Here is an 18,445-nt window from a genome sequence, read left to right as displayed (position 1 = left end):
ACGCAAAGCACATGGCAGATACAGCTTGCCATGTGCTTCGCTCCACTACGCGTCTCGGCTTAACTTAGGTGTTAGGTGCCATGGGAAGTAGATCGTCTACTTGGCTGATTGTTCGGATCGCTTTAGTTGTCCTCTCTGCGCCGGCATGGCTGCTCGCCCGAGCCCAGATGCCGGACGATTTTTCGGTTCCGCCAACGTGGTACTTCCCTCTCATACTAGCCGGTTTCTCGTTGTTCGGAGTTGTCTTGATGTCCGTCCTGCGCTCCGACAAAGAGTGGGCGGCCCCAAACTGGCGCGACAATCCTCTTGACTTGAGTCGCCCACTTCAAGGCTTTCACCTTGCTGCTTGGTCTTTCATGGCCGGTGCTTTCGCATTGCTCCTGGCCGGACTGCTCCAAGTGCCAACTGACTGGGCATGGGTACTTCCCGGATGTATAGGTGTGGGTCTGCTGGCGGGCGTTCGCTTAGTGTCCATTCCGGAGTACCGGCGTGGCACCTAACAATTCATTCAAGCCGACGCCGCTTCGCGGCGCGGCGTTAGGCCGCACTTCAGATGACAAGCGATCCGACAAAGGCAGTTGAATGTCCGTCTTGCGGGCGAATGAATCGCTTGGTCGCGCAGCGAACGACTGGTGAGTACCGCTGCGGCAGCTGTAAGTCCTTGCTTACCATTCCGGATGAAAAACAGAGTACTCCCAACAGATCTAGAGGATCGATCGCTTTCGCTTTTGTGATACTCCTGCTGATATATGGATCGATTGATAGCTGCAACAGTGGGTCAGGCAGTTGTCGGTACAATGAATGTGTGCCGTAGTGCGCCCTAACAATGCGTTCAAGCCGAAATTGCATCGCTACGCCGTCCACATGGCAGAAAGAGCTTGCCATGTGGCCAGCTACGCGCTGCAATTCGGCTTAACTTGAGCGTTAGGCCTCACAAGCAGCTTCGGGAGAGACGATGACTAATCCCCGTAAATTGACACCTCGCCGGGCACTAGCATTCTTCCTTTTCGCTCTCGTAGGATCACTGACCGGGACTCTGGCTGGGCCTCGTATCGTAGGGGCATTTGAGGGCGCACCGGAGTGGCTTCTTCCTGCCATCTTATGCGTCTCAATTTTGCTCGCGCTGGTTGCTACCTACATGGCGTTCCAACTCGCAACAAAGAGCAAGCTGAATCGCCCCGGCTTCTGTAGACACCCCGAAGCCTCAAATTGATTGCCGCTTCTCGAGCTCTACCGGAGCCAGCCCGTCGTTGTGGCCGTGCTGCCTGCGGGTGTTGTAGAACATCTCGATGTAGTTGAAGACGTCGGCCTTGGGCTCGTCGCCGGCGTCTGGTCTTTCTCCCACTACTTTTTCCCACTACTACGCTGCCTTATGGTTCGCCTCGCCCTGCTCCTCGTTGCCTTCGCCGGGTGCGCCACGGCTCCCGTCCGATCCGGCACGTCTACCGACGCCCCGGCCCCCGTCGCCGCTATCGCCACCCGGCACCCCAGCGCAGACGAGGTTCCGATGGGTGAGGTGCAACTCCACCAGATTCGGGACGGAGTGTGGGTCCACGTTTCAACGCAGGTCGTGGGCGGCACCGTCTACCCCTCCAACGGCCTTATCGTCCGCGACGGTGACGGGCTGCTGCTCATTGACACGGCATGGGGGACCGAGAGCACGGTTGCGCTGCTGGCCGCGATCGAAACTGAAATCGGACTCCCCGTCCGCCGTGCCCTGTCAACGCACTTCCACGACGACCGGGTAGGAGGGGTGGGCGCGCTCGAAGGAGCGGGCGTAGCCACGTTCGCCGCGCCATTGACGCGACAACTCGCCGCGGCCGAAGGAAACGAGGTTCCCGCCAGCGCACTCGACAACCTTTCGGCGCCGGGCGATGCCGTCGACCTCGGCCCCGTAGAGGTGTTCTACCCCGGTGCGGGTCACGCCCCGGATAACCTCGTCGTCTATGTGCCTGGGGCGCGCGTGCTGTTCGGCGGCTGTGCTATCCACGAGGCGTCCCGCCAGTCGGCGGGGAACGTGGCGGACGCCGATCTCGACGCATGGGCCGTTTCGGTCCGTCGCGTCCAGGCGCGGTACCCTGAAGCCGAGATCATCGTACCGGGCCACGGTGTCCCCGGTGGGCCGGATTTGCTTGACCACACCATCTCGCTCGTTCGGGCGCACGGGGTACGCGCGACTGGCGGGTGAGTCACGCGCCCCCGTCGCGCCTAAGCCGCCAGTCGTCAGTCGTCAGGCGCAGGATGGAGATCACATGGATATTGATTTCTCAATCGGAAGCATCCCCGCAAAGTTGACGCGTGGCTGGTTCTGGGGTGGCATGAAGATCGAGACGCCCGATGAATCTCACTGGGTGCAGCACCCGTTACACCCACTCACGCACTTCAGTGTCGGACTCACAGACAAATGGACCGGGACGGTGGTGGGGCAGACTGTGACTGTGGAGAAGCGTCGCCGCTTGTGGCTCGCCGGGGCCAGGCCGCAGAACATCAAGGTTTTCGTCGGAGGAGCACTGGTCGCGGAGAAGCAGGGCTACTAGGTTGGCGCCTACCAGTTCCGTAATGAGCTTCCCGCCAACCGCGGGTCCATGATTTCCGTGCCGAAGCCGCTTCCCGGCACGGCTTACTTCTGGCGTTAGGTCCAGGCACAAATGATCACGTACTGGTGGGTGGGTCTCGGTGGCTTCACCACGTTCTCGGCATTCGGCCTCGAGGCGGTCACGCTGCTGCGGCGCGGCGACCTCGGGTATGCGCTGCTATACATTCTCGGCAGTGTTGCGGTAGGCGTCGCGGCAGTCTGGCTGGGCCTTCGGCTCGCAACCATCGCTAAGGTCTAGCAGTTCGTCCAAGCCCACGCCGCCTCTCGGCGCCTTGCATTGAGGATGCCCGTCGTTTGCCCTGTCCTTTGGCCGCTGTCGCCCGGCATCGGCGGGTGCCAGGATGCCGAGTCCTGCGTAACCGCAAGTCCAAGGAGGACGCCTGTGGAAGGTTCGTGCCTGTGCAACTCGATCACCGTTTCAGCCCCCACTGCCACAGAAATTGGCGTATGTCATTGCTCCACGTGCCGACGGTGGAGCGGCGGCCCGATGTTTGCCGTTCACTGCGGGCCGGGTGTTGCCTTCTCGGGACAGCAACCCCCGGCCACTTACCGTTCTTCCGAGTGGGCTGAACGCGGCTTCTGCCCGACCTGCGGCACGCACCTCTTCTATCACCTGTTGCCGTCGGACGAGTACATCCTTCCGGCCGGCCTGTTCCATGAGCAGAGTTTTGACGTAGCAAATCAGATCTTCTTCGACGAGAAGCCGGAGTACTACGAGCTTGCGAATGACACGCCCAAGTTGACGGGCGAGCAGGTATTTGCGCAGTTCACGCAACCGCAGGGCGATGGCTGACGATTCGTGCGGTTCGAACGCTTCCGGGGCCTGCGCCGCTGCCGGTGAAGGCGCCGATCTACGGAAGCGACAGCGGATTGGAGCCGGTGCCCAGGGCGGCGGACGCTCTGCCTCCGCGGCCGGGCACGCCGATGGTGGTGCACTACCCGGCCCGGACGGTGGAAGCGCTGCTGGCCCACAATGGGCCACTCCCCCACGCATGGAGTCCGCCATGACCGACCCCACCTACACCCCGCCCCGCGTCTGGAAGTGGGAGGCCGCCAGTGGCGGCAAGTTCGCCAGCATCAACCGACCCGTCGCCGGGGCGACGCACGACAAGGAGCTGCCCGTCGGTGAGCACGCGCTGCAGCTGTACTCGCTGGCCACCCCCAACGGGATGAAGGCGACGATCCTGCTGGAGGAGCTGCTGGAAGCCGGCCATGCCGGTGCCGAGTACGACGCCTGGCTGGTCACCATCGGCGAGGGCGAGCAGTTCGGCACCGGCTTCGTCGAGGTCAACCCGAACTCCAAGATCCCGGCCCTGCTCGACCGGGGCATGGATCCGTCGCTGCGGGTGTTCGAGTCCGGCTCGATCCTGCTGTACCTGGCGGAAAAGTTCGGCGCTTTCCTGCCGACCGACCCCGCCGGCCGCACCGAGTGCCTGAACTGGCTGTTCTGGCAAATGGCCAGCGCGCCCTTCGTCGGCGGCGGTTTCGGGCACTTCTTCGCCTACGCGCCGGAGAAGTACGAATACCCGATCAACCGCTACACGATGGAAACCAAGCGCCTGCTCGACGTGCTCGACCGGCAGCTGGCCGACCACCGCTACGTCGCGGGCGATGAGTACACCATCGCCGACATCGCCAACTGGCCGTGGTTCGGGCAGATCGTGCGCGGCGAGGTGTACGAGGGTGCCGCCGAGTTCCTCGACGCCGGTGGCTACCGCAACGTGGCGCGCTGGGCCGGGGAGATCTTCGCCCGCCCCGCCGTGCAGCGCGGGCGCAGGGTGAACCGCACCTGGGGCGATCTGACTGAACAGCTTCATGAGCGCCACGCGGCCAGCGACTTCCAGGACCGTACCGCCGACCGGCTCGGAGCCGATGGCGACCGGTAGAATCCCCGGTCCCATGAAGACCGACCTGCCCCTGCTGGACCCGTCCGGGCCCGCACCCGACGCGGCCCTGCCACTCACCGACCCGCTGCCGCGCGCCGGCGAACTGGAGCGCCTGGGCAAGCGCCTGCGCCACCAGGTCGGCCAGGCGATCGCCGACTACGGGATGATCGAGGACGGCGACAAGGTCATGGTGTGCCTGTCCGGCGGCAAGGACAGCTACACCCTGCTGGACGTGCTGCTGCAATTGCAGCGCAAGGCGCCGGTGTCGTTCTCGATCATCGCGGTGAACCTGGACCAGAAGCAGCCCGGCTTCCCGGAACACGTGCTGCCCGGATACCTCCGCTCGATCGGGGTGGACTTCCACATCATCGAGCAGGACACCTATTCGGTGGTGACGCGCGTGGTGCCCGAAGGCAAGACGATGTGTTCGCTGTGCTCGCGCATGCGCCGCGGCTCGCTGTACACCTGGGCGGCCGAGAACGGCATCACCAAAATCGCGCTGGGCCACCACCGCGACGACCTGGTCGCCACCTTCTTCCTCAACCTGTTCTTCCACGCCAAGGTCTCGGGCATGCCGCCCAAGCTGCTGTCCGATGACGGCCGCCACGTGGTGATCCGCCCGCTGGCCTACGCCGCCGAGGCCGACATCGCCCGCTACGCGCAGCTCAAGGACTTCCCGATCATCCCCTGCAACCTGTGCGGCAGCCAGGAGAACCTGCAGCGCAAGCAGGTGCAGCGGATGATGGCCGACTGGGAGCGCGGGACGCCGGGGCGGATCGAGACGATTTCCCGGGCGCTCGGCGACATCCGCCCCTCGCAGCTCAGCGATCCGAAACTGTTTGATTTCCTCGGGCTCAGGCCCGGCTGACCCTTCCCGTCGTTCCCGCGCACGCGGGAACCCATGGACGTTGCTGTCCACTGCGGACGTCCATGGATCCCGGCGTGCGCGGGGATGACGATCATCCCGATACGGACCCTACTGCATGTTCTTCCGCAACCTGACCTTCTTCCGCTACCCCACCTCGCTCAAGCTCGACACCCTCGACGCCGGACTGGACGAATGCCAGCTCCGCCCCGTCGGCCCGCTGGAGCTGTCCACCCGCGGTTTCGTCTCCCCCTATGGCCGTGATTCCGAAGCGCTGGCCGCCCGCCAGGGCGACGCGCTGTGGCTGACCCTGGGCGGCGAGGACCGGCTGCTGCCGGGCGCGGTGGTCAACGACATGCTGTCGCGCAAGCTCGACGAGATCGAGCAGAAGGAAGGCCAGCGCCCCGGCGGGCGCACGCGCAAGCGGCTCAAGGACGAGCTGATCACCGAGCTGCTGCCGCGCGCGTTCGTCAAACCGTCGCGTACCGACGCGCTGGTCGACACCGGCCATGGCGTGATCGCCATCGACACCTCCAGCCGCAAGACCGGCGAGGCGGTGGTCAGCGAGGTGCGCCGCGCCCTGGGCAGCTTCCCGGCGCTGCCGCTGAATGCCGAGATCGCCCCGCGCTCGGTGCTGACCGGCTGGGTCGCCGGCGGCGAGATGCCCGAGGGCCTGGTGATCGGCGAGGAATGCGAGCTGCGCGATCCGGTCGACCAGGGCGCGGTGGTCAAGGTGCAGCGCATGGACCTGCACAGCGACGAGATCGCCCGCCACCTGGAGTCCGGCAAGCAGGTCACCCGGCTGGCGCTGAGCCTGGACGACCACGTCAGCTTCGTGCTCGGCGAGGACCTGGTGGTGCGCAAGTTCAAGCTGCTGGAAGGCGCCGTCGACGAGTTGGAATCCACCGACGCCGATGACGTGCACGCGGAGATGGACGCGCGCTTCATCCTGATGGCCGCCGAGGTGAAGCGCCTGTTCGCGGTGCTGGAGTCGGCGATGAAGCTGAGCCGCGCCGAGGGGTGAGGCGGCTCCCGGCACCATCCCGGTATCCCCGCGATCCGTCATCCCCGCGCACGCGGGGATCCAGGGACCCCCTCCCGTCGCCTCCAGCCACGCGGGGGTTCTTGCAGGCCGTCCTCCCCGACGGCCGCGACATCGAAGTGGCCTACGCCCGCCACCCGCGCGCGCGGCGGATCAAGCTGTCGGTCGATGACCGCGGCGCGCGGCTGACCCTGCCGCCGCGCGCGAGCCTGGCCGCGGGCGAGCGCTTCGTGGCCGAGCACGCGGACTGGCTCGCCGCCCAGTTGCAACGCCACGCACCGCCGCTGCAACGACCGCTGGATCCTTTCATCACGCCGTCGCTGCCACTGCAGGACACCGAACGTCCGCTGCGCTGGCAGCCCGCGCGCCTGGCGCGGCTGGGCGAGGATCCGGAGCAGCCGGACGCGCTCCTGTTCGAGTTCCCGGCCCACGCCGAGCCGGCCTCCGCGGTGCGGGTGTTGCGCGATTTCTATCTCGCCCACGCCCGGGCGCAGGTGGGGCGCTGGCTTCCTTCCTACCTGCCCGGACTGCCGCGCCCGCCGCGGACCTTCCGCATCCGGCCGGTGCGTTCGCAGTGGGGTTCGCTGGCGCCGGACGGGACGGTGTCGCTGGACCTGGCGCTGGTGCTGGCGCGGCCTTCGGCCTTCCAGTACGTGCTGGTGCACGAGCTGTGCCACCTGCTGCAGGCCAACCATTCGCCGCGGTTCTGGGCCGAGGTGGAGGCACGGTTCCCGGCCTGGCGCGACGAGCGCGACTGGCTGCGCGAACATGGAAGCCGGGCGAAGGCCCGCCTGCGCGTCTTGCTCGGCAGCCGCCCGTAACCCGGATCAGGCAGGCCTGAGGAAGGCCTGCAGGGCGGCGGCTACTGCTTCGGGTTGTTCCATGTGCAGGTGGTGCCCACCCTCCAGGGTGACCAGCGAGGCATCGCGCAGGCAGGCGTAGCGGGCCTGGCGCTGGGCCTCCGGGAAGTAGGGTTGCGGCGGGTTGGCGTACACCACCCGCACCGGGCATTCGATCGCGGCGAGCATCGCGTGCACCTGGCCTTCGCTCATCCGCACCGCGGTGGGACGGGTCAGCCGGGGGTCGCTGCGCCAGGCGTAGCCGGGCGGGCCGTCGGCCCCACGCACCGGGGCGATGCCGCGCTCGACCAGCAGGCGGGCGGCGGCTTCTTCGATGCCGCCGGCGGCCAGGCGGGCCTTCAGTGCCAGTGCCGGATCCCGGAAGCGCCGCAGCGGGCGCCGTGGCGCGGCCCCGGCGGCGAAAGCCTCCTGCAGGCGGCGGGCGCTGTCGGCCTCGTCCTCGCCGAGTGCGCCGAGCGTTTCGATCACCGCCAACCGCTCCACCCGTGCCGGCATCGCGGCGGCCATCAGGCTCGCGATCGCACCGCCCAGCGAATGCCCCAGCAGCACGAAGCGGTCCCATCCCAGGGCGTCGGCGGCGGCGAACACCGCACGCGCGGCGTTGGGCACGGTGTACTCGGCGGCCGGCGGCAAGTGGGCGCTGGCGCCATGGCCCGGCAGGTCCAGCGCGGCCAGTTCGATACCCGGCAAGCGCGCCTGCAGCGGGATGAAACTGGCGGCATTGTCCAGCCACCCGTGCAGGGCCAGCACCCGCGGCGCCCCCGCCGGTCCCGGCCAGCGCAGCCCCGAGAGGCGGCCGAACGCGGTGTCGAGCGCGATCTCGCGCATCAGCGCCCCCGCAGTTGCCGGCGGGCCAGAGCCGCGATCACGTCGGCATGGGCGGGGCTGTCGTTGAGGCAGGGGATGTAGCGCAGGCGTCCGCCGCGGGCGGCGAACTCCTCCGCCAGCATCATCGAGATCTCCTCCAGGGTCTCCAGGCAGTCGGCGGCAAAGCCCGGCGCGACCACGTCCACCCGGTTCACGCCCCGGTCGGCCAGCCGCTGCAGGGTGCCGGAGGTCGAGGGCTCCAGCCACTTCGCCTTGCCGAAGCGCGACTGGTAGGACCAGTCCCACTCGTCCGCTGCCAGCCCCAGCGCTGCCGCGATCGCCGCGGCGCTGGCCTCGCACTGGCGCTGGTAGGGATCGCCGGCCTCGACCAGCTTCTGCGGGATGCCGTGGAACGAGAACAGCAGGTGTGCCGGCCCGTTCGCCTCGCGGTGCCCGCGGATCGAGTCGGCCACCGCCGCCACCCACGCCGGATCGTCGTGGTAGTCCCCTGCCAGCCGGGTCCCCGGGCCACCTGCCCGCGCAACCACGTCGTCCATCGAAGCCGTGGTGGTGGTGGAGTACTGCGGGTACAGCGGCAGCACGACGATGTCCCCGATGCCTTCCGCGCGCAGCCCGCCGATCACCGTCGCAAGCGACGGATTGCCGTAGCGCATGGCGTCGACCACCCGTACGCCGGGCAGGCGCTCGCCCACCGCGTCGGCAAGGCGCCGGGTGTACACCGCCAGCGGCGAGCCCTGCTCCAGCCAGATGCTGGCGTACTTGGGCGCGACCTTCGGCGCGCGCAGCGGCAGCACCAGGCCGTGGAGCAGCGGCAGCCAGAACAGGCGCGGCAGGTCGACCACCCGGCGGTCGGACAGGAACTCGCCCAGGTAGCGTCGCACCGCTTGCGGCGTGGGAGCATCGGGGGTGCCGAGGTTGGCCAGCACGACGGCGGCCGTGGGTGCGCGGCCGGACGCCGGCGGAACAACAGGGACGGAATTCATGGGCGCAGAGGATACTAGGGCGCAGCCACACCGGCTTCGCCCGGCTTGCCGTCCCGACCGGTGGCTGAACGTTTGCCACCACCTGCGGTCCAAGTCGCCGCGGGCCTCTATATTGGCCCGGTCCCGCCATCCACCGCCGGAGTCCCCATGCCGATCCTGCCGCGCCTTGCCACCGTCGTGTTCGCCCTCGTCCTGGCGCTGCCTGCCAGCGCCGGTGTCCAGGAGGACGAACGTGCCCGCAATTCCTCGCGCGTGCTGCAGGAGATCCAGGCAATCCCCGAATCCGGCATCCCGTCGGCGATGTTCGACGAAGCCAGGGCGATCGTGGTCATTCCCGACACGCTCAAGATCGGGCTGGTGATCGGCGGGCGTCGCGGCCACGGCCTGCTGTCGGTGAAGACCGCCGATGGCACCTGGTCCAACCCGGCCTTCGTCAAGCTGACCGGCGGCAGCATCGGTTTCCAGGCCGGGGTGCAGTCCTCCGACGTGGTGCTGGCCTTCACCACCCAGCGCGGGCTGGACTCCATCGTCAATGGCAAGCTCACCCTCGGCGCCGATGCATCGGTGGCCGCCGGGCCGATCGGCCGCACCACCGGCATGGCCACCGACGGCCAGCTCAAGGCGGAGATCTGGTCCTGGTCGCGCGCCCGTGGGCTGTTCGCCGGCGTGGCCCTGGATGGCGCGGTGCTGAGCATCGACGACGGCGCCAACCAGGCGGTCTACGGTGCCGGCACCACGCCGCGGATGATCCTCGAGGGCCGTGCGCCGCAGCGCCCCTCGGCCGAGGTGGTGGGCTTCCGTGACCAGCTCGAGGAGGCCTCGGCCAATGCACATGCCAGTCGCGCCGGCAGCGCCCCCGCCGCGCAGTCCGTCGCCGCGCCAGCCGCGCCGGCTCCCGGCACCGCGCCGGCGTACGACGACCAGGACTGGCGCAGCCAGCCATTGAACGTGCCGGCCGCCCAGGACCACCCGCCCGCGCCTGCGCAGCAGGGCTTCCAGCCGGTGGACCAGGCCGAGGACCGCATCCGCAGCGAGCCGTTGCCGTAAGGCCTGGCGCTCAGCGTGGATGCCGGAACGCTGCGGTATCCTGAGCACCGTTTCGAAGACCGGCGGGTTCAACCATGGGCACTTTCAGCATCTGGCACTGGGTGGTGGTGCTGGTCATCGTGGTGCTGGTGTTCGGCACCAGGCGCCTTAAGAACGTCGGCCGCGACGTTGGCGAGGCGGTCAAGGGCTTCAAGCAGGGCCTGTCCGGCGAAGACGAGCCCCCGCGCCGCGAACTGTCCGACGAGCGCAACGAGCGCACGGACACCGCATCGCGCAGTGGCGGGGACGACCGCGAACGCGATACCCGCACCCGCCGCTGACCGGCGCGGCGGGCGCCGGACGACATGTTCGATATCGGTTTCTCCGAACTGCTGCTGACCGCGGTGGTCGCGCTGGTGGTCCTGGGCCCCGAGCGGCTGCCGCGGGCGGCGAAGTTCGCCGGCCTGTGGGTGCGCCGCGCCCGCGCGCAGTGGTATTCGGTGAAGGCGGAGCTGGAGCGTGAACTCGCCGACGACGAGATGCGCCGCAGCCTGGAGCAGACCCGCGCCGCGGTCCGCCAGGCGGGCAACGACATCGAGCGCGAGGCCTCCAGGCTGCGTCCCGCGGAGCTGGAGCCGCACTTGAACGGACCCTCCGGCCCACGGCCGGCCTCCCCGCCCTTACGGGATCCGGAACCGTCCGACCCGCCGCTGCGTGACCCGGCGCCCGCGGAGCCGCCCGTCCGCGATCCCGGTTCCGGCGAACCGGCTCCCGACGAGCCCGGCACACCCGAGCCGGTCCGCGAGCCCGACCGGCCACCCGCCCCGCGCGAGGCGCCATGACCGCGCCCGGACCCTTGCCAGGCAGCGGCCCCGAAGCCGGCGAAGCCCGCCTGATCGACCACCTGGTCGAGCTGCGGGCACGCCTGTTGCGGGCGATCGCCGGATTGCTGCTGGTGCTGCTGGGCCTGCTGCCGTTCGCCAACCGGCTGTACGGCTGGCTGGCCACCCCGCTGCTGGAAAAGCTCCCGCCGGGCGGGCAGCTGATTGCGGTCGAGGTCGCCAGCCCGTTCTTCGCCCCGCTCAAGCTGGCCTTCTTCGTGGCGGCGATCGCGACCATGCCCTGGCTGCTGTACCAGGCCTGGGCGTTCGTGGCCCCGGGACTGTACCGGCACGAGAAGCGCCTGGCGGCGCCGCTGCTGGCCGCGGCGGTCACGCTGTTCTACGCCGGCTGCGCCTTCGCCTTCTGGCTGGTGCTGCCGATGGTGTTCCGCTTCCTGGTGATGGTGGCGCCGGAAGGGGTGGCGATGATGACCGACATCAATGCCTACCTGGACTTCGTGCTGGTGGTGATGCTGGCCTTCGGCCTGTGCTTCCAGCTGCCGGTGGCCCTGGTGATCGCCGCGGCGCTGGGCTGGGTCACCCCGGCGCAGCTGCGGCATGCCCGGGGCTACGCCATCGTCGGGGTGTTCATCATCGCCGCGGTGATCACCCCGCCGGACGTGGTCTCGCAGCTGATGCTGGCGATCCCGATGTGCCTGCTCTACGAGGTCGGCATCGTTGCCGCCGGCTGGGTGCGACCACGGTCGGGGGCCTAGGCATGTGGCACAGGCCGGCACCGGCCGGTTTCTGGCAGCGCGCGGCGGCGTGGTCGCTGGATGCGGTGCCGGTCGCGCTGCTGGCACTGGTGGTCAGTTGGCCTGGCCTGCGGCCCGCACTGGCGCGCCTCGCCCCGGCGGGTGACCCGGCACTCCACGCGCTTGCCGACGCGATGGCGGATGTACTGCGCGCGCAGGTCGCCAATGGCCCGGATCCGGCCGGGCTGCCGTTCGCCTTGCTGCCGGCTGCGACCAGCGCCGCCACGACCCTGACCCCGTTGCTGTGGTCGCTCCTGTGGCCACCGCTGCTGGCCTTCGCCGGGCTGGCCGTGCTGTGGCATGGCAGCTTCGAAGCCTCGCACTGGCAGGCAAGTCCCGGCAAGCGGCTGCTGGGGCTGCGGGTCGTGGCCGCGGATGGGACGCGACCCGGCATCGGCCGCGCGTTCGCACGCCAGTTGGCCGGCGGCCTGTCCTGGCTGGTGCTCAACCTCGGGCACGCGATGGCGCTGGCCGGACCGGAGTACCGCGCGCTGCACGACCGCCTCGCCGGTACCCGGATGCTCGCCGACCGGCCAGGGCTGCCGCGCTGGGCCCGGGGCTGGCTGGCGGTGGCGATCGTCGCTCCGGCCGCGGCAGGCCTGGCCGCGGCCATGGGTCTGGTCGCCCGGTTGCAGTACCTGCTCGACCAGGCCCTCTGGTACTGAAAAAGGGCGGCACCTGGCCGCCCTTCCCTGTTGCACGATCCGGTGCGCGTCAGGCGCCGACCGCCACCGGCTCCACCGGCAGCCGTGCATCACCGGCACCGCCGCACACGTCGCGCCACAGGTGGTAGGCCACGCCGAACGCGACCACCCAGACCGCCAGCATGAACGCCAGGTACAGAGGAACGCCGAGCGCCACGAAGAGCCAGGCCCCGGCGAACTTCGCCAGCACGCCGACCACCATCGCCACGATGACCCCGAGGATGGCGACCACGACCGCTGCGGCGATCACCGCCACCAGCAGCACCAGCAGCGCGGGCAGGTTGCGGAAGGCACCGGTGAAACCGTCGGCGACCGCCGCGAACACGCCGCGTCCGCGCAGCGCGATCTGCCCGGTGCCGATCGCCTGTGCGCCGTAGAACACCAGCCCCAGGGCGATCGAGAGCACGGTGGCGATGCCCAGCCCGTCCGGCAGCGCCAGCATCGACGGATCCAGGGTTTCGGGCGAGGCCATGACCATCCGCAGGTACCACTCCAGCGCTCCACGCGCCAGCACCGCCAGCACCAGCGCCAACACCGCGTACTGCAGCACCGTGAGCAGGAGGGTGAGGCCGATCACCCGCAGCGAGGTCGGCAGGTCGCCGAAGCCGGCGAACACGCCGGTGGCGCGCGCCGGCCGACCGCTTTCGGCCGCGTCGAGCAGGCGCAGGAAGCCGACCAGCAGCATCGATACCGCCACCAGCACCACGACCGTCGTCAACACCGCGCCCAGCACCATGCCGGCGCCGGTTCCCAGCGCCGCGACCAGCGCCCACTGCGCGAGTGCCGCACCGATCATCGCCGCGACCATGGCGATGACGCCCAGTGCCGCGCCCCCGAACACCGCGCCCGGATTCCCGCGGCCCAGGTTGATTGCCTTCTTCAGCCAGTCGACGCCGGCCGTTGCCGCTACCGATCGAGTCATCCCTTGTCCCCTGTTCCTTGTCCAGCCGCCTTCCCCAAGGCAGGCGCCCGCGCGCGGCGGCCACCGCGCGGGCGCCGCTGGAGGTCAGGCGTGGAAGCCCGCCCCGGTGTCTTCGGGCAACGCCGGCGGCGCGCCCGGCAGGCGGTCGGCGAACACCTGGCGCCAGCCGTAGTACATCGCGCCCACGGCGACCGGCACCACCACCATGCTGACCAGCACGCTGGAGACCATTCCCGCCCATTGCGGGCCCAGGGCAAGCCCGAGCAGCGAGGAGACCAGCAGGCTGGCCAGCATCACCACCACGCTGAAGACCACGCTAACCAGCATGTAGACCAGCAACGCCGGCAGGTTGCGCGCGCCGGCCTTCATGCTGGTGCGCAGCGCCTGGCCCGCGGTCAGGTCGCTGTACATCACCAGGGCCATGTAGAAGAAGGTGTAGATGCCGACCACCACCGCCAGCAGCAGCAACAGTGCGAACCAGCCCAGCAGGCGGCCCGCCGGAAGCTGGGCGATCAGCGCCGGGTCGGGCTGGCCGCCGGCCGGGGTGCTCTCGATGATCCGCTGCATCAGGGAGATGCCCTCACCGCCGAGCATCGCCACCAGCAGCACCGAGACCACCAGCATGAAGAGCACGCCGATCAGCAGCAGCACCAGCAGGCGGGCGACCTTGCCGGAGGTGAAGCCGGCGAACAGCATGCCCACCCCCGGCGACCGCCCCTCGTCGGCCTGGCGCACCGCCAGCAGCACGCCGCCCATCAGCACCACGCCCAGTGCGCCCACCAGCAGGCTGACCACCGGGATGCTGGCCAGCACCCCGTAGACCAGGCCGATCACCAGCAGGGTGCCGGGATGGCGGCGCAGCAGGGCGATCCCGTCCAGCAGCCATTGCGCTCCGCTGCCGGCATTGACCTTGTTGTATTCCATGAGCTTCCCCGAAGTAGTCTGGCGGTGCGCCGGCTCAGCGCGCCGCGTTGCGTGAATGATGCACGAAGCGGCGCAGCACCCGCCGCGCCTGCGGCGTCGCGCCGACCTGCCGCAGCAGCGCGCGGTCGTCGAAACCTTCCTCCACCAGCACCCGCGCCCGGGCGCGGATGTAGCCGCGCATGTGGGCGGCGCTGAATTCCGGGTGGAACTGCATGCCCCAGGCGCTGTCGCCGACCCGGAAGGCATGGCAGGGATCGTGTTCGGCCCGGGCCAGCACCACCGCGCCGGGAGGGGCCACCGACACGTGCTGGACGTGGGTCATCTGCGCCGGGAAGCGCCCTGGCAGAGGTGACAGCAGCGCGTCCTCGCGGGCGGCCGGCAGCAGCTCGACGTCGAAGGTGCCCATGCGCCGGCCGGCCGGGTTGTCGACCACCGTGCCGCCGAGCGCATGCGCGAGCAGCTGGTGGCCGTAGCAGATCCCCAGCACCGGCAGGCCCGCTTCCACCGCGCCGGCAAGCCAGGCGCTGGTGCGTTCGCTCCACTCCTGGCGCTCGGTGACCATCGCCGCCGAGCCACTGACGATCACCCCGGCAAAGGCGTCGAAGGTGGGCAGCGCCGCGCCCGCGGCGACGTCGATGGCGACCGCAGCGTCGCGCTCCAGGCCGGCGGCAACACGGATCCAGTGGTCGAAGCCGCCGTGGCGGCGCAGTTCGGCGGCCGGCTGGCCGGCGACGAGGATCAGGAACGGGGAGTCCAACCGGGATGCCAAGGTGCTGCCTGCCAGGAAAGGGATGAACGGGGTCGCGCCGTATACTACCGGGCTTCCCGCACCTGCCGATGACCATGGCCCACGCCCCGTCCGGCGGCCTCGCGCCGCCGACCTTCCAGCAGCTGATCCAGCGCCTCGACGACTACTGGGCGGCGCAGGGCTGCGTGCTGGTCCAGCCGCTCGACCTGGAGGTCGGCGCCGGCACCTTCCACCCGGCCACCTTCCTGCGCTCGCTGGGCCCGGAGCCGTGGAACGCGGCCTACGTGCAGCCCTGCCGCCGTCCCACCGACGGCCGCTACGGCCAGAACCCCAACCGCCTGCAGCGCTACTACCAATACCAGGTGGCGATGAAGCCCAGCCCGGACAACATCGTCGAGCTGTACTTCGACTCGTTGAAGGCACTCGGCGTGGACCCGCTGGTGCACGACCTGCGGCTGGTCGAGGACAACTGGGAATCGCCCACCCTGGGCGCCTGGGGCCTGGGCTGGGAGGTGTGGCTCAACGGCATGGAGGTGACCCAGTTCACCTGGTTCCAGCAGGCCGGCGGGCTGGAGTGCAGGCCGGTGCTGGGCGAGATCACCTACGGCCTGGAGCGCCTGTGCATGTACCTGCAGGGCGTGGACGACGTGTTCGACCTGGTCTGGACCCACGGCCCGGACGGCACGCCGGTGCACTACCGCGACGTCTACCACCAGAACGAGGTCGAGCAGAGCACCTACAACTTCGAGCACGCCGACGTGGAGGTGCTGCTGCGCCGCTTCGACGAGTGCGAGGCCGAGGCGGCGAAGCTGGTCGAGCTGGACCTGCCACTGCCGGCCTACGAGCAGGTGATGAAGGCCAGCCACTGCTTCAACCTGCTCGACGCGCGCCGCGCGATCAGCGTCACCGAGCGCCAGCGCTACATCCTGCGGGTGAGGAAGATCGCCCAGGCGGTGGCCAAGGCGTACTACGCCCAGCGCGAGAAGATGGGCTTCCCCGGTCTGAAAAAGAAGCAGGCCGCGGCATGACCGAACTGCTGGGCGGCACGTTCCTCCTGCTCTATTCGGCTCCCGCGGCGTTCGCCTTCTTCTCCGCGTGGTGGGCACAGCAGACCGGTCGCAATCCCTGGCTGTGGTTCGTACTGGGACTGGTGGCCATGCCGCTGGCGGGCGTGTTGCTGCTCATGCTCAATCGTGACCGGGCGCCAGCGCCCGCCGGCGAGGACCTGGGCAAGCACCTGTCGATCCACAAGGACATTCCATGAGCCAGACCCAACCACTGCTGATAGAACTGGGCACCGACGAACTCCCGGTCAAGGCGCTGCCGGAGCTGGCGCACGCGTTCTTCGACGGCGTCCTGGCCGCGCTGGACAGGCGCGGCATCGCCGTCGAACGCGGCGATGCGAAGCCGCTGTACACCCCGCGCCGGCTCGCGGTGCTGCTGCCGGGCGTGGCGACCGAACAGCCGGAGCAGCGCTCGGAAGTGCCGGGTCCGTACCTCAACATCGCCCTGGACGCCGACGGCCAACCGACCCGCGCGCTGCAGGGCTTTGCCGCCAAGGCCGGGGTGGAGTGGACGGCACTGGAGCGCACCACCGACGCGAAGGGCGAGCGCTTCGTGCACCGCTCGGTGAAGCCCGGCGCGACCACCGCGGCGCTGCTGGGCGACGTCATCGCCGAGGCCATCGACGCCATGCCGATCCCCAAGCCGATGCGCTGGGGCGACCACGAACACGCCTTCGCCCGGCCGGTGCACTGGCTGGTGGTGCTGCTGGGCGAGGAGGTGGTCGAGGCGAAGGTGATGGACGTGGCCAGCGACCGCCACAGCCGCGGCCACCGCTTCATGCACCCGGCCGCGGTACGCATCGACGCCCCCGGCGACTACGCGGAGGCCATGCGCGCGGCGAAGGTGCTGGTCGATTCCGACGAGCGTCGCGGGCGCATCGTCGAACAGGCGCAGGTCGCCGCCTCCGCCGCCGGCGGCAGCGCGCGCATCGACCCGGGCCTGCTGGAAGAGGTCAACGGGCTGGTCGAATGGCCGGCCGCGGTGGCCTGCAGCTTCGACGAGGCGTTCCTCAAGGTGCCGGCCGAGGCGCTGGTCGCGACCATGGAGGCCAACCAGAAGTTCTTCCCGGTGCTCGACCCGGAGGGCCGGCTCACCCGCCACTTCGTCGGCATCGCCAACATCGAGTCGCGTGATGTCGAGGAGGTCCGGAAGGGCTATGAACGGGTGATCCGTCCGCGCTTCGCCGATGCGCAGTTCTTCTTCGAGGAGGACCTGAGGGAAGGCCTGGCCGCGATGAACGAGGGGCTGGCCAGCGTCACCTACCAGGCCTCGCTGGGCAGCATGGCCGACAAGGTCGCGCGGGTGCGGGCGCTGGCGGAGCGGATCGCTTCGCAGGTCGGCGTGGATGCCGCGCTGGCCAGGCGCGCCGCGGGCCTGTCGAAGGCCGACCTGCAGTCGCGCATGGTCGGCGAGTTCCCCGAGCTGCAGGGCATCGCCGGGCGCCACTACGCCAGTTCCGCCGGCGAGCCGGCGGAACTGGCCGCAGCGCTGGACGAGGCGTGGATGCCGCGCTTCGCCGCCGACGCCATCGCCCCCTCGCCCCTGGGCCGGGTGCTGGCGATCGCCGAGCGCCTGGACACCCTGGCCGGTGGTTTTGCCGCCGGCTTGCGGCCGACCGGCAACAAGGATCCGTTCGCGCTGCGCCGCAACGCGCTGGGCCTGGCACGCACCCTGATCGAAGGCGGCATCGACCTGCCGCTGGATGCGCTGCTGGGCGCGGCCGCCGAGGGCGTGGGAGACGTGCTGCTCGGCAAGAAGACCGGGCGCGCCGACGTCGCCGAGCTGCGGGAGTTCATCTTCGACCGCCTGCGCGGCTACTACGCCGAGCGCGGCATCACCCCGCAGCAGTTCGAGGCGGTGCATGCCATCGCCGCCACGGGAGCGGCTCCAGCCGCGACCCCGGGTGCGGGCGGGGGCACCGGCACCGGGGGCCTCTCCCTCCCCGATATCGACCGGCGCCTCCACGCCGTCGCCGGCTTCGCCGGACGTCCGGAAGCCGAAGCGCTGGCCGCCGCCAACAAGCGCAGCCGCAACATCCTGCGCAAGGCCGAGGAAGAAGTACCCGGGCAGGTCGACCCCGCGCTGCTGGCCGAGGACGCCGAACGCGCGCTGGCCGCCGCGGTCGACGCCGCAATCGCCGACACCGACCCGCTGCTGGCCGCGGGCGACTACGTTGCCGTGCTGGCGCGGCTGGCCCGGCTGCGGCCGCAGGTCGACGCGTTCTTCGATGCGGTGATGGTCAATGCCGAGGATCCCGCGTTGCGCCGCAACCGGCTGGCGCTGCTGCGGCGGCTGAGCGACCGGCTCGGCTCGGTGGCGGCGATCGAGCACCTGTCCGCGTGATCCACCTGGCGCGGCCC

At 69.7% G+C, this 18,445-nt stretch carries 20 protein-coding genes and 2 pseudogenes; 16 read left to right on the top strand and 6 right to left on the bottom strand.

Features of this window, described 5'->3' with window-relative positions; all coding sequences use genetic code 11:
- Positions 1-1,204 precede the first annotated feature (1,204 nt).
- Positions 1,205-1,321: pseudogene (locus tag LY625_RS07260) on the bottom strand (IS3 family transposase); the annotation flags it as partial.
- 162 nt (positions 1,322-1,483) lie between these two features.
- Here LY625_RS07260 and bla point away from each other — a divergent pair.
- The 8 genes and pseudogenes from bla to LY625_RS07220 form a co-directional block, all read left to right on the top strand.
- Positions 1,484-2,188: pseudogene (gene bla / locus LY625_RS07255) on the top strand (subclass B1 metallo-beta-lactamase); the annotation flags it as partial.
- Between the two features lie 64 nt (positions 2,189-2,252).
- Positions 2,253-2,537, top strand: a complete 285-nt coding sequence (locus tag LY625_RS07250; protein ID WP_233739067.1) for a hypothetical protein — start codon at positions 2,253-2,255, stop codon at positions 2,535-2,537.
- Positions 2,538-2,648: 111 nt separating this feature from the next.
- Positions 2,649-2,834: a CrcB family protein gene (locus LY625_RS07245; protein ID WP_233739065.1), complete on the top strand. Its 186-nt coding sequence runs from the start codon at positions 2,649-2,651 to the stop codon at positions 2,832-2,834.
- A gap of 45 nt (positions 2,835-2,879) precedes the next feature.
- The gene (locus tag LY625_RS13380) at positions 2,880-3,389 is read left to right on the top strand and encodes a GFA family protein (RefSeq protein WP_255703363.1); all 510 of its coding nucleotides are present in this window, start codon (positions 2,880-2,882) and stop codon (positions 3,387-3,389) included.
- A 211-nt stretch (positions 3,390-3,600) separates the two neighbouring features.
- Complete coding sequence (gene yghU / locus LY625_RS07235) at positions 3,601-4,482, top strand: glutathione-dependent disulfide-bond oxidoreductase (RefSeq protein ID WP_233739061.1); 882 nt, start codon at positions 3,601-3,603, stop codon at positions 4,480-4,482.
- A 13-nt stretch (positions 4,483-4,495) separates the two neighbouring features.
- Positions 4,496-5,350 (top strand): tRNA 2-thiocytidine(32) synthetase TtcA, encoded by an 855-nt coding sequence (gene ttcA, locus LY625_RS07230; protein WP_233739059.1) that lies wholly within the window; start codon positions 4,496-4,498, stop codon positions 5,348-5,350.
- 115 nt (positions 5,351-5,465) lie between these two features.
- Positions 5,466-6,371, top strand: coding sequence for a recombination-associated protein RdgC (locus LY625_RS07225; protein WP_233739057.1), 906 nt, complete (start codon positions 5,466-5,468; stop codon positions 6,369-6,371).
- A gap of 101 nt (positions 6,372-6,472) precedes the next feature.
- Positions 6,473-7,210, top strand: a complete 738-nt coding sequence (locus tag LY625_RS07220; RefSeq protein ID WP_233739049.1) for a SprT family zinc-dependent metalloprotease — start codon at positions 6,473-6,475, stop codon at positions 7,208-7,210.
- A 6-nt stretch (positions 7,211-7,216) separates the two neighbouring features.
- Here LY625_RS07220 and LY625_RS07215 read toward each other — a convergent pair whose 3' ends face one another.
- Together LY625_RS07215 and hemH are read right to left on the bottom strand one after the other, a co-directional pair.
- Entirely contained in the window at positions 7,217-8,077 is an 861-nt protein-coding gene (locus tag LY625_RS07215) for an alpha/beta hydrolase (protein ID WP_233739047.1), read from the bottom strand.
- Positions 8,077-9,060: a ferrochelatase gene (gene hemH, locus LY625_RS07210; protein WP_233739045.1), complete on the bottom strand. Its 984-nt coding sequence runs from the start codon at positions 9,058-9,060 to the stop codon at positions 8,077-8,079. The genes LY625_RS07215 and hemH overlap by 1 nt, the downstream gene beginning before the upstream one ends.
- Before the next feature lie 147 nt (positions 9,061-9,207).
- Here hemH and LY625_RS07205 point away from each other — a divergent pair, with 147 nt between their 5' ends.
- The 5 genes from LY625_RS07205 to LY625_RS07185 all read left to right on the top strand — a co-directional run bounded on the left by LY625_RS07205 (position 9,208) and on the right by LY625_RS07185 (position 12,387).
- Positions 9,208-10,107 carry a lipid-binding SYLF domain-containing protein gene (locus LY625_RS07205; RefSeq protein WP_233739028.1) on the top strand — a complete coding sequence of 300 codons (900 nt, stop codon included), beginning with the start codon at positions 9,208-9,210 and terminating at the stop codon, positions 10,105-10,107.
- A gap of 74 nt (positions 10,108-10,181) precedes the next feature.
- Positions 10,182-10,427, top strand: a complete 246-nt coding sequence (tatA, locus tag LY625_RS07200; RefSeq protein ID WP_233739026.1) for a Sec-independent protein translocase subunit TatA — start codon at positions 10,182-10,184, stop codon at positions 10,425-10,427.
- A 24-nt stretch (positions 10,428-10,451) separates the two neighbouring features.
- Positions 10,452-10,928: a Sec-independent protein translocase protein TatB gene (tatB, locus tag LY625_RS07195; RefSeq protein WP_233739017.1), complete on the top strand. Its 477-nt coding sequence runs from the start codon at positions 10,452-10,454 to the stop codon at positions 10,926-10,928.
- Positions 10,925-11,683 (top strand): twin-arginine translocase subunit TatC, encoded by a 759-nt coding sequence (gene tatC / locus LY625_RS07190; RefSeq protein WP_233739009.1) that lies wholly within the window; start codon positions 10,925-10,927, stop codon positions 11,681-11,683. Before tatB ends, tatC begins: the two co-directional genes overlap by 4 nt.
- Before the next feature lie 2 nt (positions 11,684-11,685).
- Positions 11,686-12,387: an RDD family protein gene (locus LY625_RS07185; RefSeq protein WP_233739000.1), complete on the top strand. Its 702-nt coding sequence runs from the start codon at positions 11,686-11,688 to the stop codon at positions 12,385-12,387.
- Between the two features lie 49 nt (positions 12,388-12,436).
- On the opposite strand, the gene LY625_RS07180 is transcribed toward LY625_RS07185, so the two are convergent.
- From LY625_RS07180 to LY625_RS07170, 3 genes are all read right to left on the bottom strand, one after another.
- The gene (locus LY625_RS07180) at positions 12,437-13,348 is read right to left on the bottom strand and encodes a hypothetical protein (protein WP_233738998.1); all 912 of its coding nucleotides are present in this window, start codon (positions 13,346-13,348) and stop codon (positions 12,437-12,439) included.
- A gap of 84 nt (positions 13,349-13,432) precedes the next feature.
- Positions 13,433-14,272, bottom strand: a complete 840-nt coding sequence (locus LY625_RS07175) for a BPSS1780 family membrane protein (RefSeq protein WP_233738996.1) — start codon at positions 14,270-14,272, stop codon at positions 13,433-13,435.
- A 34-nt stretch (positions 14,273-14,306) separates the two neighbouring features.
- Positions 14,307-15,029 carry a glutamine amidotransferase gene (locus LY625_RS07170; protein ID WP_233738986.1) on the bottom strand — a complete coding sequence of 241 codons (723 nt, stop codon included), beginning with the start codon at positions 15,027-15,029 and terminating at the stop codon, positions 14,307-14,309.
- 80 nt (positions 15,030-15,109) lie between these two features.
- Between LY625_RS07170 and glyQ the strand changes: the two genes are divergently transcribed.
- From glyQ to glyS, 3 genes are read left to right on the top strand one after another with little or no spacing between them, the layout of a single operon-like run.
- Positions 15,110-16,048, top strand: a complete 939-nt coding sequence (gene glyQ, locus LY625_RS07165) for a glycine--tRNA ligase subunit alpha (protein ID WP_233738985.1) — start codon at positions 15,110-15,112, stop codon at positions 16,046-16,048.
- Entirely contained in the window at positions 16,045-16,284 is a 240-nt protein-coding gene (locus LY625_RS07160) for a hypothetical protein (protein WP_233738983.1), read from the top strand. Before glyQ ends, LY625_RS07160 begins: the two co-directional genes overlap by 4 nt.
- On the top strand, positions 16,281-18,428 hold the full coding sequence (glyS, locus tag LY625_RS07155) for a glycine--tRNA ligase subunit beta (protein WP_233738981.1): 2,148 nt from the start codon (positions 16,281-16,283) through the stop codon (positions 18,426-18,428). The genes LY625_RS07160 and glyS overlap by 4 nt, the downstream gene beginning before the upstream one ends.
- The last annotated feature ends 17 nt before the right edge of the window (positions 18,429-18,445 follow it).

Source organism: Lysobacter sp. GX 14042, assembly GCF_021390425.1.
Classification (GTDB): domain Bacteria; phylum Pseudomonadota; class Gammaproteobacteria; order Xanthomonadales; family Xanthomonadaceae; genus Novilysobacter.
This window is presented reverse-complemented; position numbering and strand designations above follow the sequence as displayed.